The organism is Pseudomaricurvus sp. ABR4_320 (genome assembly GCF_056159445.1).
Genome location: NZ_JBSWVF010000002.1, coordinates 266,265 through 281,224, shown reverse-complemented (window position 1 = coordinate 281,224; position 14,960 = coordinate 266,265). Strand labels below are relative to the sequence as shown.

General features: G+C 49.9%; 10 protein-coding genes. All 10 read right to left on the bottom strand.

Features of this window, described 5'->3' with window-relative positions; translation table 11 throughout:
• Positions 1-67: 67 nt before the first annotated feature.
• The 10 genes from ACXAFR_RS04420 to ACXAFR_RS04375 all read right to left on the bottom strand — a co-directional run bounded on the left by ACXAFR_RS04420 (position 68) and on the right by ACXAFR_RS04375 (position 14,756).
• Entirely contained in the window at positions 68-928 is an 861-nt protein-coding gene (locus tag ACXAFR_RS04420) for a sugar phosphate isomerase/epimerase family protein (protein WP_475172519.1), read from the bottom strand.
• Between the two features lie 59 nt (positions 929-987).
• Positions 988-1,815, bottom strand: a complete 828-nt coding sequence (locus ACXAFR_RS04415) for an SDR family NAD(P)-dependent oxidoreductase (protein ID WP_475172516.1) — start codon at positions 1,813-1,815, stop codon at positions 988-990.
• Positions 1,816-1,896: 81 nt separating this feature from the next.
• The gene (locus tag ACXAFR_RS04410) at positions 1,897-3,009 is read right to left on the bottom strand and encodes a Rieske 2Fe-2S domain-containing protein (protein ID WP_475172513.1); all 1,113 of its coding nucleotides are present in this window, start codon (positions 3,007-3,009) and stop codon (positions 1,897-1,899) included.
• A 23-nt stretch (positions 3,010-3,032) separates the two neighbouring features.
• Positions 3,033-3,569 (bottom strand): 2,4'-dihydroxyacetophenone dioxygenase family protein, encoded by a 537-nt coding sequence (locus ACXAFR_RS04405; RefSeq protein ID WP_475172510.1) that lies wholly within the window; start codon positions 3,567-3,569, stop codon positions 3,033-3,035.
• A gap of 173 nt (positions 3,570-3,742) precedes the next feature.
• Entirely contained in the window at positions 3,743-5,083 is a 1,341-nt protein-coding gene (locus tag ACXAFR_RS04400; RefSeq protein ID WP_475172507.1) for an MFS transporter, read from the bottom strand.
• A 54-nt stretch (positions 5,084-5,137) separates the two neighbouring features.
• Complete coding sequence (locus ACXAFR_RS04395; RefSeq protein ID WP_475172505.1) at positions 5,138-7,321, bottom strand: TonB-dependent receptor; 2,184 nt, start codon at positions 7,319-7,321, stop codon at positions 5,138-5,140.
• A gap of 155 nt (positions 7,322-7,476) precedes the next feature.
• On the bottom strand, positions 7,477-8,427 hold the full coding sequence (locus ACXAFR_RS04390) for a helix-turn-helix domain-containing protein (RefSeq protein ID WP_475172503.1): 951 nt from the start codon (positions 8,425-8,427) through the stop codon (positions 7,477-7,479).
• A 332-nt stretch (positions 8,428-8,759) separates the two neighbouring features.
• Complete coding sequence (locus ACXAFR_RS04385; protein WP_475172500.1) at positions 8,760-10,901, bottom strand: TonB-dependent siderophore receptor; 2,142 nt, start codon at positions 10,899-10,901, stop codon at positions 8,760-8,762.
• Between the two features lie 386 nt (positions 10,902-11,287).
• Positions 11,288-13,432 (bottom strand): TonB-dependent siderophore receptor, encoded by a 2,145-nt coding sequence (locus ACXAFR_RS04380; RefSeq protein WP_475172497.1) that lies wholly within the window; start codon positions 13,430-13,432, stop codon positions 11,288-11,290.
• Between the two features lie 277 nt (positions 13,433-13,709).
• Positions 13,710-14,756 carry a glycosyltransferase family 2 protein gene (locus ACXAFR_RS04375; RefSeq protein WP_475172494.1) on the bottom strand — a complete coding sequence of 349 codons (1,047 nt, stop codon included), beginning with the start codon at positions 14,754-14,756 and terminating at the stop codon, positions 13,710-13,712.
• Between the last annotated feature and the right edge of the window lie 204 nt (positions 14,757-14,960).

Here is a 14,960-nt window from a genome sequence, read left to right as displayed (position 1 = left end):
CCATCATGCCGATAGTGACAGCTGAAAGTGTAATCATTGTCATCCGACAAAATAACTGGTCACAGAATCATTCATCAAAAGCCATCATAGTCGACTCGTAGACATCATTGGCAACTTTTTCTAACGACCAACTGCGTAGTCGCGAACTGATAATTTCTACACCGAAAGGTCCGTCAAATCCGGTATCTTTTAGCGCCTGCACAAACCCTCGCACATCAAACTCACCCTCACCCACCAAAAGGCGATGATTGACCGTTGCGTCATAGAGATCTTCCGGCATTGCCAGAAACCCATCATTCAACTCTGCACCAACAAGGTCGGTAGGTCTTAATTTAGATCGGATATCGTCATTACTGTCACCGTTGCGGACAAAATGCCAGATATCAAAAATAAGCCCGCCGTTTTCGGCATCGGCACTACGGGTCAGCTCCAATCCCAGATCCAGACTATTCACCTGATTAAAAGCCCAGGGTAGGATCTCGTAAAGAATATTGGTATTGCGCTCTTTCGCTTGCTGGCAAAGAAGAGCAAACTCCTCAATAATTTTATCCATTGGGGCTTGGTTATTCTCAAAGTCACCAATTTTGATGTGACGCGCATCCATCTGCTCCGCGGCATCTAACAACATTGCTCGAGTGAGATCGGATTCTTTACGGCGCTCGTCATCAACAAACCAATTGAGTAAAAATTCAATTTCCACATGCCTTATACCATGGTCATCAAGAATTTTTTTCAATTCTGAAAATTGGTATTGCTCCCGTAAGTGAGCCAGGTCGGTATGCCAAAAACCCATTCCCGTAAATCCGGCTTCGGCTGCGGCTTTAACCCGCTTGGTAAAATCATGTTCACAGTATTCGTGACCATTACCTGTGGGATCCGCGCCTGCCGCTAGCGTCCAATAGGAACCAATTAATTCTGTTTTTATCATAACATTGCCTCTCTATTCCCTACTTCGGGGAAAATCTTATCTATAGGTCAGTCTTAAAGTTAAAAGCCGCTACGTAGAGCAACGCCGCCATCGATAACCAACTCCGCACCGGTCATATAGGACGATGCATCGGACGCTAAGTACAAAGACAAGGGCTTCATTTGCTCTATCTCTGCCATTTTTTTACCCAGGGGTACCGATTTATCCCAGACTTCTCGCATTGCTGGATTCTTAGCAACGCCACCACCGATATTGGTAACAAAGGAACCGGGGGCAATGGCGTTCACGCGAATGTTAAAATCTGCCAACTCGAAAGCAACATTGCGGACAAAATGTGCCAACCCCGCCTTGGAGACCATATAGGCGGTCGAAATAACCGGAACGGTAATCGTCGATGCATTTGAGGTGGTCACAACGATGGAGCCGCCACGACCTCGGGCTTTCATTGCACCAGCGCAATGGCGCACCGTGTTGATAGCGCCTTCGAGATTGATGGAAAATGTCTTCTTCCACACTTCCATATCCAGCGTATCGATCTGACCTTCAGCAGGCCGATCGCCTTCCGCACCCATCCAGCCAGCACCGATTCCTACACCGGCGTTGGCAAAGGCGATATCCAAGCCACCGAATTTTTCTACGTGTTTAGCTACCATGGCTGCAACGCTACTTTCGTCAGAGACATCGACGCTAGCGGCGACCACTGTCCATCCCTGCTGGGCTAAGCGATCAACTTCACGATTGACAGAGTCAATATTAATATCGGCTAAAGTCACTTGTGCTCCGGCTTCAGCGAGAGCCTCCGCGTGAGCCAGGCCGAGACCAGATCCCGCACCGGTCACAATGGCACTGCGGCCACGAATATCAAATTTCTCCAAAACTGAGCTCACACATTCACTCCATGAGTATCGAAGACGTTTATTTTTTTACCTGCTGTAAACCTGTTCGAACATTCAACCTTGCGTATCAGATCAGGTACAGGGTACAACGGGAATCAACGACTCCCGCTCCCGCAGCAATTCCAACGGTGAACGACCACAGGGGTTTGCTCTAAGCGGCTTTTGTGAAGAAGATTGTTCTTCATCGATGAGCTTGGCTAACACGCGCCTTGCTCGTAATGCAGCAGCGTCCGGTGCGATAAATATAGGCTTCATCTCTTCGAAGGTTTTGTCACCCATCGCTCGCTGTTGAGCTTCGAACATCGTCTTGTCCTGTTCTTCAAACGCAACTTTCATGGCACCGCGCCAAAGCTCATCAACACTGTCATCATCGAGCCCATAGCTACGGGCAAAAGCCCAAAAATAAATTGAGTTCTTTTCATCAATGGGTGTGACGATATCGGTCCCGTACAACCACATGCCCTCTGCTCGAGAGGTCCCTGTCGGACAGACACCGACATCAAACACCATATGAGCAGGAGCATCCCAGCGCGCATAAAACCAGAGATCCACTGGCTTGCTATAGTCGTTAAAGGCCATGCGCCAAGCAGGAGGAGGCAAGTCATTGGGACAGAAACGGTTTGACCAAACTGTGGTTCCGTCTTGAATAGTTTCGAGCTGACTGGTTAACAGACCATCACTGGAGAGCAGACCTTCGTGGACAAATTCTCCATGGGTAGCATCGAGAATATTATCGGAAATTAATTCATAATTGGCCGCAACCTCAAACTCTCCGCCGATGCGACGAAAGCCTTGAGCCGTATTGAAGGAGAAATCAGGAATCGCCGTGGTATCGACTTCTTCAGGCTCACCAAACCAGAGCCATATCATGTCGTAGCGCTCAACCACCGGAAAGTGACGCGTTTGCATTCGCTCAGATATACGACCATCCCCATGAGGATTATGTACACAGCGCCCATCGGCACCAAATTGCAAGCCATGGTAAGGACAGCGCAAACTGCCATCGATAACCTTCCCCAAACTCAGCGGTGCAAAACGATGGGGACAGACATCTTCCAAAGCTGCAACTGAACCTGTTTCATCTCGAAACAAAACAATATTGGTATTACATATTTTACGAGCTAAAGGCTGCGCCGAGACACTGTCACTCCAAGCCGCCACATACCAAGCATTCTTAAGAAACACAGATAGCGTCTCCCACCGAAGAATCAAATATAGAGCTGAGGATTGATAGGAATGCCTTGCTCGCGACAGTAGCTTTCATAGTGGTTCATGTACCAGAACACATCGATGGTTACGGCGAAATTACCCTCGTCGTCGTAGAAATCGATAGGCCCATCCAGCCAACCATAGAGCTTCACACCATCGGGATTATCGGTTACCAAGGTATGGGACTCTCCAGGTGTTTCACAAATAAACCCACCCGGTCCTGCTACCCAATCGTATTCCAGATAGCGAACGCTTCCCTCAAGGCATAACATAATCACGCGGCCGCGATGATAGTGGGTACCGACCACACCAGCCTTTTTAATCCAAAGGATATTGGCAGTAATATTTTGTCTGACATCAAAGGCTAAATAACGAATTGCCGCATTGTCGCCATAGGGCACCCAGGGACTCTCAGCTTCATCACCGCCAACAAAGGTCCCCGGCACACCACGGCTTGCAAATAACTGTTTAAACGGATCCTGAATATCAACAATTTTGTAGGCTGTTGATGTTGGCGCTTTCATCACATCGGCCATAGCGACGTCCTTTTTTATTATGCTTATCGGTAGCAATAAAACCTGCGCAGCGGCGCGCGGGATTTACCCTAGTGTCTCATAGAGGAAATTTGTCACAATGACTGTCACTGCATGCCCTATGATCAAGAGTGTATGACGTCTGCCTTTAAAAATGTCGGTTTAATCAATGACCGTCAATATTCTTTGACACGGCCAAGCAACCACATGCCACCGCTGAGAAATAGGATTCCGGCAGTCAATCCCATATGCTGGCTGGCGGTAACCTGGGTTAACAAGGCAATAACGAGGGGCCCGAGAAAAGAGGTAGCGGTTCCCGATAGTGCATAGAGCCCAAACATACGATTGAGAATTTCCGGTGGTGCTAGCTTGGCTAACATGGCGCGACTGGAGACCAGTGCGGCCGTGACAAAGAAGGCGCCTAGGCTCATGGCAAAGAAAAATACCTTATCGGCAATTCGCGGATACAGACCTGGTCCAGCTTCACTACTAACAGGAATAAACAGCACGCTATCGGCGTGGATAGTGACCATCATACAGTTGGTGACCAGCGAGCCAGCAATCGCGACAAAAAGTGCAGCTTTCGAACCAAATTTGTCGTCCAGCGCACCACCTACCAAGCTACCCAAAACCGCCACTACACTGAGCACCAAGCCCATCATCGATAGCTGCATAGCTGTCCACTGTAAAATACCGGTGGAGAATACACCCAGGAACATCATATTAATGATGAAACCTTCGTTGAATACCATACGAGCCAGCAGGTAGCGACCCACCTGAGGGTACTGCTGTAATGTTCGCAGAGATCCACGCAATGACAGGAGTCCATCACGCACCACACTAGCGGCAGAACGGCTAACCCCTTTGGCGTCGGGAACCAAGGTTAATATTGGAATCGAAAAAAAAGCAAACCAGATGGCCACCACCAGAGGTACTACGCGCTCGTTGATACCGAGAAAATGCGCCCCCAATAAATAGGCGGCAAACAGCACAATACCCGCGCCGTTGGCAAACGCATAGGCAAGACCACTGAGCGAACCGTAACGCGTAGGCGTACAGACTTGGGGTAATAGCGCATTGAAAAATATCGACGAAAGCTCGTAGGCAACATTTGCTAAAACCAGCGCCACAACAATCAACAACAGACCGGTTTGCATATCCGGCACGGCCAAAGACAACACCGCTATAGACGGTATCGCCAACAGAATACAGCAGAGTAACCAGGGTTTGCGACGCCCGCCGGCATCCGCGAAAGCACCGAGTAAAGGCGCCAACAGAGCAACAATCACCGCCGCCGCCGACAGCACATAGCCCCACACAGCCTGTCCGACAACGGGATCACTGATGGCCGTCGCTGTGAAATAGGCTGAGAACACGTAAATGTTGATCAGCACATAGAACGGATTTCTGGCGCACTCATAAAGTGCCCAGGCATATTGGGACTTATTCCAGGAAAAAAGCCCCGGCTTCGTCGACACTGATGGTGTTACAGATTCTGAATTGGCCGGGACTTCCACACAAGGTTCCGTTACTTATCGTATTAAAATAAAAGCTGTGGGTTTAGCAAACGCTTAGTAGACATAACCCAAGGTCACGCCGTAGGTTCGCGGTGCCTCATAAGAAGCATTACGGCTGCCGTCACCCAAGGTAGAGTTGTAATTCATGACCTCTTCATTGAGTAGGTTTTTACCCCACAGCTTTACGCTCCAATGCTCATCGGGTGCGGTCCATTTCGCCGTTGCATTAATTTTATTGAAACTGTCCTGGGGAAAGACGTTATCGGCTTCCAGAAAGTAACCGGAGTTGTAACTGTAAACCAGATTGAGATCGAGACTGCCCGCATTGGCCAACGCCATCGCCCAATTGGCATAAAGGGTTCCCTGGAAATGAGGCGTCTTCGGTAGCTCATTGCCACTGGCATCTCCCGGTGCACTGGGGGCAAAAGTTCCCGCGGGCGGACCGAAAGGCGCCCCCTCAAATTCATCGAATTCACTATCGATATAACCGAGGCTACCACCGTAAGAGAAGTTGTCGCCTGCGACCCCTTCGAACTCAAATTCAACACCCTGAATGGCGGCGGCGGCACCATTGATAATACCCGTTGTAGCCAGGGAGACTTTTTGTACCTGAATGTTGGTATAGTCGTAATAGTAAGCAGCGGCGTTAAGTCTCAATTGCCCGTCGAATAATGTGGATTTCAAGCCAATTTCATAGGCATCCAGTTCTTCGGGTAAAAAGAAAGGATCGGTAATGGACTGAGTATTAAAACCACCACTTTTAAAGCCCGTATTGAAAGAGACATACCCCATTAAATCGTCAGTAAACTGATGATCCAATGCCAACCGATAACTGACATCCTCAAAATCCAGAGAGTCCTGATAGGGATCTCCCAGAGGAATGTAATTACCCGTGACGCCGAAATCGGCTAGCGTCTCACCATCAACCTCGCGTTTCTCGTAATTGTAACGGGCACCTAGCGTCACGTGGGATGCTTCGCTGATATCGTAGGTTCCCTGGGCGAACCCCGAGTAGGCGGTGGTATCTTGAGTGCCGTAACTCGCCAACGCCGTGGCTGGGCCAAAGGGACTGGTCGGCGCATTACAAAAACAGACGCCGGAAGGATCGTACGCACCTTCCGCCCAGAAATAAAACAATCCCGCAGTCCAGTTTAAGCGCTCGCCATCCAGTGAAGATATTTGAAACTCGTTACTGAATTGCTCCTCGTTATCCACCAGTAACGTGCCGTCCAAATGCGGCACTGGTGTAAAGTCGATATCGAAGGTGATATTGGTTTCCGAATTACGCCATGCCATTAAATTGGAAATGGCGTAGCTTTCGAGATCGTGTTCAAACTTGAAGCTCACCCCGTAATTTTCATTAGTAAATTCCGGGGTAATATTGCCGTTCTGATCCCAGGCGTCACCACCCTGTTCACCGTATCCCAACACAGGTAAAGTTAAAGAGCCTTCCGGCGCACGCTGACCATTGTAAGAATTTTTCGAATCTGAATAATCGCCGGCGAATACCAGGCGTGTCGAATCCGAAGGTGTCACTACCCATTTAGAACGCAGAGTCAGGTTGTGATCGTTATCATAAATATCATCACCCGTAGCCAGGTTTGTGCCCCATCCTTTACCTTGGGTACCGGCAACAATGGCGATATCGACAGCGACTGTATCGCTGATAGGACCCGCTATATACAAATTACCGGTGGTAGTTTCATAGTTGCCGTATCCTACCTCGCCACGGGCTTCAAACTCATCACCAGGATCCCGGGTAAAAGCTTGCACCAGGCCACCTGTCGCATTTCGCCCAAACAGAGTGCCCTGAGGGCCTTTCAACACCTCAACCCGCTCTACGTTAGCAAAATCAAACAGTGACGAGGTGGTCGAGGCGTAGTAAACACCATCCAGATAAATAGCAACGGGTGGCTCCAAGCCTGGGCCGATCGCTGAGCTACCGACACCCCGGAGATGAGTAATGGTGAATCCCACCGCATTAGAAATCGCGAGGCTAGGAACCATCTGTCCCAGCTCCTGCATATTATCAATGCCCTTCGCAGCCATACCATCACCGCTAAAAGCGGCAACCGATACAGGCACATCCTGCAGGTTTTCCTCTCGCTTCTGAGCGGTAACAACAATTTCTTCAAGTTGACGATTTTCGGGCTCAGCTGAAATTGACTGGGCTTGTACGGCGAGAGTTAGACAAGCAAGGGTAAGACTCGATTGATAACCGAGAAATCTGCGTTCCATTTCAGTAGTCCTTTTCTTCTATTATTATTCTAAGTATCGACCACAAACCTTTGCGCCGGCAGGTTTTCTACGATGCCAGACTGACGACAAAACGCCTCATAAACAATTGCCTGAAATGCACCAACTATTGCTCGTAGGCGAACCGTCTGTATATTTCAATACTGTCGCAGTTTACTAGGCACACAACCATACTGCCGCTTAAAACGCCGAAAAAAATGACTGGGATCACTAAAGCCAGAGCGCCAGGAAATTTCAGCAATAGACAGCTCTGCACAGTCACGATTTTTCAGCATTCTCATCGCCAGAGAAAGTCGCGCCTCATATAATTCCTTACTATAGGAGGTCTCTTCAGCCGCAAACACTTTATGCAGGTAACGAACGGATATGCCAAGCAACGACGCCAAATGGCTTGCTGTCATTTCTCGATCATGGGCCTGCTGACAGAGCAATTCTTTTGCTGACGATACAATTCCACATTGACGGCTTTGCGACTGATGAGCATCGCTGCTGCTCCTTAAGGCCAACGCGATCATGCCTGCAAGTTGATCGGCACAGAGGTTAAAATTTAGGGAGGCTTGCTCTTCTGCGTCGCCTTGAATGGCGCTCGCCAATTCGCTGATGGCTTTTCCCCAACGGCTGCTTCCGCGAATGGCGATTCCCGCCATACGATCCGGCTGCGGCAACCAGGTCTCAAGCCAATTGACGGGCAGATGAAATGACAGATTGCCTGAGCGAGGAATCCCCGTTGTCAAGGTATAGGGTTGGCGTCCATCAATAAGCAATGAATCACCTGCTTGCAAGGTAATCTCGCGCCCACAGTGCTCGAGCAAGACTTGACCTTCCTGCATCACCACAAATTCAAATTGACCGCGATCACTTTTCGCAATCGCACTGCGCGTACGCTTAACCGTCTGCCAGCCTTGAACTTGTATATGACTCATACTGATAGGCCCTAACTCAACCAGATCAATAAGGCCATTAAAATCATTCAATGTATCCAGTTTGATATCGAGATTGAAAACCGCCTCGTTGACAACCTGCTGCCAATATTGCTGTTTTTTACCCCCAACCAGTCCATCAGTGGACCAACTCCGCTTTTCAAACATGGGATAACTCTCTCGTCTTTCGTTATAGTAATTTTGACTTTAATGACCTAAGACGGGTGTCGCTGGTCGAGTTCAGTAAAACCCATTTAGGGATACAATTCAAGCAATTCCGGCAGTATAGAATACCGCACCCACAAGTAATAACTTATTGTTTTTATTATATTTGTGTATATAAAAATGAAAGCAGTTTTTTGACAGCACCGAAAACTGTATCCATTTTAGAATTTTCGCGAAACGGTTTTAGTACTTTTACGAAATAGATAATATCGAGAAAGTGAGAGGAAGTGAGCGGCAGTCGCATCTGGTATGCCGCCGCACAGTATCAAAAAGCATCAAAATTGGTAATTCAGCCTGAGCGTAAAGTTTCGCGGTTCCCCATAAGCCAACTGATCGTAAAACCCGATCTGACTGTAGCAGGTTTCATCCAGCAGATTATCAATATTCAGCTGCACGTCCAGCTCTGGCGAAATATCATAACGCGCCATCAGATTGACCAGACTGTATTCATCCTGCGACAAGCGCTCCGGATAATCCGTAAGGTAGTTGTAGGTCTGAGTATAATTGCTCCCCTCCCAGTTAATGCCGCCACCAACCGTGAGCTTCTCCCAGGCACCAGGGAAGTGATAGGTGGCAAACAGCTTGATCATCTCCCGAGGTTGATCCGTGTTGATGTCGGCGCCGCGGGAATCCTCAGCCTCGAAACTGGTTGCACTAAAGGTGATGTCCAGGCCGGGTAATACTTCGCCAACGACCTCAAGTTCAATGCCTTCGGCGGTCGTACCGTCCGCGGCCTCATAATAGGTGCGCGGCGCACCATTCTCGACAACAGTACCCGCAGCCTGAGCAAGGTCGTCCTGATCTGTTCGGAAGACCGCCAGTGTCGTCTGCAGGTTTCCATTCAGAAAGCGACTCTTAAGCCCCAACTCATAACTTTTCCCCCTAACAGGATCCAGAAGACTCCCGCCACTGTCCATTTCATCCTGAGGCTTAAAAATTTCGGTAAAGCTCGCATAACCCGTATGTTCCGGGTGTATATCCACCAATAATCCCGCATAGGGGGTAAAGACACCCGTATCGCCATAATCAATGGTCCCGTAGTAATACCCTGTTTGCTCCGTGTCCGACACCCGGCCACCTAATATCAATTTCACCGTATCGGTCAAATTCAGGCGGGTCGCCGCATAAAAGCCGGATTGCTTCGTCTCCTGATCATTGATGACATTGTAGGTTGATGACCAGCCCGGCTCGGGATAGCTACCATCCCACTCGTAAAAATTACCCACCTCTGGATAACTCAGGGGATCCGCCGTTTTATTAGTGAATGTTTGGCGGCTATTCTGATAGCCCGTCACCACCTCGTGCTCTTGCCCAAAGAGCGAGAACTCTCCCGTTAACTGTACACCGGCCACCGTCTGATGACGTTCGGTCAAGGCGTTGTATGGAGAGCCGCCCATGCCGAGACCGGTCGTTTCATCCGGGTAACCATAAAGATACAGGAGGTTCTGATCGGAATCATTTTTGGCAACATTGACAAAAAATCTGGCCTCCCAACTTGCGGCGATCTGCTGTGTCAGGTGCACAAAATAATTTTCATTGGTGGATGCCCGGTGGGTCCAATCGGCGCCGATGGTCGATGAGCGTGGCAGATCGGTACGACTGCCATCGGCATACCAGGACGGCAATCCACCCCAGGTCGACCCCTTGGGGTCGTTGTCCTGGTAGCTCGCACCGACACGCAACAACGTGATATCGGTGAGATCGGCATCCAGTGTCGCATAGAAAACGCTGGTTTTATTTTTCAGATAGTCTGTGTGAGAGTCACCTTCCTGATACTTCACGACCGCCCGACCTCGGACACTGCCGGAGCTATTGAGGGGTGTCGCCACATCGGCAGTAATACCATAAGTGTTCCAGCTCGCCGAAACGCGGCCGGTCAATTCGTGTGCGGTTGCGGCTTTGTGAACCAGGTTGAGAGAAGCGGAGGGCTCCCCGACACCGGTCAGAAGTCCGGTTGCGCCCCGCACCACCTCTACCCGCTCGTAAATACTCAGATCTGTCTGGGTTTCACCCGCATCGCCGCCTCCTTCCCACAACATGGGAACGCCATCAATTTGATAATTGTCGATAGAGAAACCGCGGCTGGAAAAGAAATAGCGTGAACTGTCCCCAAGTTTCGCGCTGATGCCTGGGGCATTGAGAACTGCATCAGTCAGACTATCGAGACCCTGATCCTCAATCCGTTCAAAGGTCATAATACTGACTGACTGGGGAGTATCCTGCACACTCAAACCCAGTCCAGTGGCTGTATCCAAATTTTCATTGACAGCATAACGACCAGTAACAACAACCTCTTCCACTTCAGGACTGACATCTTCTGCCGTATCCTGGGCAAACACCGGTTGCTCGCACAAGATTGCCGCGAGAGAAATCCCATAGGCTAATCGGCTTCTTCGCGGTGAAAAATGCTTTTCCATCGATATCTCTCCTCTACATTGTCGCCATAATTCAACGTCCTGAAAGAGCGCCTGAGGCGCAGCATAAGCCCCCGATAATGTTGAGAAGATAACGTGTTTACAATGGAAAATAGACGTTTGGACCCATTCCAAATATGTTATGGCCCAAAACAGCACAGAAGAAATTTGCAGCTGTCGACGACGTGTAATCGGGCCCAGCTGAGCCCAGTTTTTCGACCCAGACGGGTATCCCAAGAGAATGAAATCCTGACTGTAACGACAGCAGTGTTGATTCACCCGATGCTATTCAAGAGAACGTGAATCGGGCCACGGGCAGGCGTGTCCACCAGGGCGTGCACACCGCCGCAGCAAGTTTGTACATGTGCTTGGCGCCCTGGCGCGGGAGATCAGAATTGATACTTCAATTGAAGGCTGACATTGCGTGGCTCACCATAGGCCAGCTGGGTATAGAAACCAATCTGGCTATAGTAGGTTTCGTCCGTCAGGTTATCGATATTCAGCTGTACCGATAGACTGTCATCAAACTGATAGCGAGCCATAAGGCTATAGAGTGCATAAGACTCCTGCTCAGCTTTTTCCGTCGCTCCGGTAGCCGGGTTGGTCACATTCGTATAGTTGCTACCCTCCCAGCTGACACCCCCTCCGACGACAAATTGCTGCCATTGATAAGTGGTAAACAACCGGAATAACTCACTGGGAAAGCGTGTATTTACGGTGTTGGAGCTGCCATCAGAAGCATCTTCGGTCGCATCAAATTCCGTATAGTTAGCACTGACCGTCCAATTTTCAGTGATGGATCCGACCACCTCTAGTTCAAAGCCTTCACTCTCAACGCCATCTGCAGCCCGATACGCCGTCATCTGGGTTGGTGTCGGCACATAGCTGCCATCTTCAACCGCCAGATTTTCCTGCTGGATCTTGAACAAGGTAACCGTGGTCTGCAGCGCCTCGTCAAAGAACGTACTTTTCAGGCCGAGCTCATAGTTGACCCCAGTCAGCGGGTCAAGATAGCCACCATTGCGATCAAGAGCATCCTGGGGCTCAAAGATCTCCGTGTAGCTGGCGTAGAGTGTATGGTTTTCAATAACGTCATACAGGACACCCGCGTAGGGCACGACAACCCCATCGTCGCCATAGTCGTCTATCAGAGGGCCTGTTTTTTCCCAATCGGCAATGCGGGTTCCGAGTATCACTTTCAGCTCATCGGTAAATGACAGCCGGGTTGCCGCATAGTAGCCGATCTGCTCGGTTGTCTCATCGTTTAAGGGAGAGGCTGAGGCCCAATTGGGCTGGGGATAGGAACCATCCCATTCGAAGAAATTGCCGACCTCGCTAACGCCTTCGGAAGCATAACTGTCATAGACAAAATCCTGCTCGCTGTAGGTATAGCCGAGAACAAGTTCATGGTCCCGATTAAACAAGGTGTAGACCCCATTCACGCGTATACCAAAATCATCCTGGACCCGCTCATTATCGTAACGGGCAGGCGACGGCCCCATCCCCAAACCCGTGACCGGATCTGGATTTCCGTACAAATACAGCAGACGCATATCCGACGTACTTTTGGTCCGGTTGAGGTTAGCTCGCAGACTCCATTGATCGGCAAAGTCATAGTTCAAATTGGCAAAATAGGTCTCATGCTGAGTCGCCCAGTAGGTCCAATCGGCACCGACGGTATCTGAGCGAGACCAGTCTGTGCGACTGCCGTCGCTAAAAAAAATGGGTAATCCGCCCCACTGGGACGCGGTTGGGTCGTTATCCTGATAGCTCGCTCCAACACTCAACGTCATGTCTTCGGTGAGATCGGCGTCAACCACACCGTAGACCACCGTTTTTTCGTTACCTGCCAGATCGACATAGGAGTCTCCGTCTTCGTACACCAATACAGAGCGGCCTCTTACCGACCCACTAGCGTTCAACGGAGTGCTCACGTCGGCAGTAACATTGTATGTATCCCAACGACTGACGGTCCCCGACACGGACCCTGTAAATACCTTACTGTCAGCGTGTTTTCTCACTAGGTTAATCGAAGCCGAGGGGCTACCCACACCGGTTAACAGCCCGGTTGCCCCCCGGACAATTTCAACCCGTTCATACAGTGCAGTATCCGTCTGAGTCTCACCGGCACTCGAACCACCCTCCCAATGGACGGGGATCCCATCAATCTGATAGTTATCGACATCAAAGCCCCGGGATGAAAAGGCGTTACGAGAACTGTCGTAGGCTTTGGAAGAGACACCCGGGGAAAAATTGATCACATCGGTCAATGAACCCAGCAGCTGATCTTCAATTCTTTGAGCAGTAATAATACTCACCGATTGAGGCGTTTCTTGCAGAGTTAATCCCAAACCAGTGGCAGTGTCCAATTCACCACCGACAATGTAAGATCCAGTAACAATAACTTCTTCCAATCCATTATCTGTCGATTCGGTGCTGCTCTGGGCAAAAGACTCTTGTGTCAATGTGAAGGATGTTACGAGTGAAATGCAGCTGGCCAGATAGGCCCTGCGAGGGAAACCAGGACTAAACATCGGTACTTCTCCTACCTCTCCGTGGCGCGAAGTGCGTCCGGTACTTTTGAAGCACCTAGATATTAGTGATAATGAAAGTCATTTGCAATTTATCTGTAACAAACCTTCTATTCAAAAAAACAAGCAGACTCGGGAAATGACTGGCGAAAAGCGCCCACCATAATACCGAAAGAAACTTGCCCCGCCAGACGACTGGCGGAGGTTTTTTTGGATAATCAGAGAAACGAAGCAACCCTCTGCGTTGCAGACAGCAACAGGGCTGAAAATATTACTTAGACTAAGCCACCACAGGCCTCAAAGACCGTCGCGCCGAGCCCTGACTGGCCGTGTAGCCCCAACTGCGATCCAGCAACCGTCGAGACAGCTCGAGACTTTGCTTTCGCGGCAGAATCATCGCGGCGGCCAGAATACCGGTAAGAAACAGCGCTCGTAGAAACGGAATTTTTCGACGACGCAGAGGCGATAAAACAATACGCAACGACTCTCGCAACGACGTCTTCTCTCCCCTAAAGCGGCGGAGTGCGACCAGGGCCAAATTTAACGGCCAGTTTGCGGCGCTCACCCACCCGTGGCGCCGCGGGCTGATCCCCATTTTGGAAACCCATTGCTGGGCAAAGTCGAGGCGCTGAAAATAAGCACCTAACCGCTTCTCCAGGAATGCCCGATCGAATGTGTATCCCGCAGGCCCCCGGTTCTCACCGTGGATTCGATAATAGCCGATCGGCTCAGGCAAGGACGCGATATTGCCAAAGAGAGGATCAATGGCCGACAAATAGCTGTCGGTACCAAGGAATGCATGTTTTTCATCGGGCAAGGGAAAGACTTCGCGCATAAACTCAGCCTTCCAGGCATTACCTGAGGTAAACGCCGAACGGTAAACCCCGGGACCGTAGCGCAGATACTCGCTAAAGTAATCGCCGGATTCCGAGAGATGGCTGGGAATCTGCCCACCCGTCTGGCGCCCGAATTCATCCACCGCAAGAAGTGTCCCCTGGCTTTTTACCACCGAAGGATCCGCCAACGCGGCCACATGACGTTCAGCCGCGTCAGGCATCAATACGTCATCGGAATCCAGAAACAGAATAACATCTCCGCGGGCCTGTTGAATCGAGTGATTCGCCGCCGCAACCTGACCGCCATTTTGCTGATAGATCGGTTTGATTCGAGAACCGTAGCTCTCAATGATCGATCTTGAATTATCGGTGGAGCCATCATCAATAACGATGACTTCAACCTGCTCAAACGTTTGCTCCAGGGCACTGTCAATCGCCTGGGCAATATAATCACCGTAGTTATAGTTCACTATTATTATACTGACCAACATCACGCCTTCACCTTCTCGTAAAATTAAAAGGATGTCGCTGAATGCTGCTTTTCAATGGATCTTGATCCCCAGAATACAATGCCCGCAAGACCACCCCCAAAAAACAACACTGATGCCAGCAATGCCTTACCAATTCTGCACAACGACAGAACCAACCTTGGCAATGTGTTCTACGTTGCAAACCCGACCGCGGGATTTTCAGCA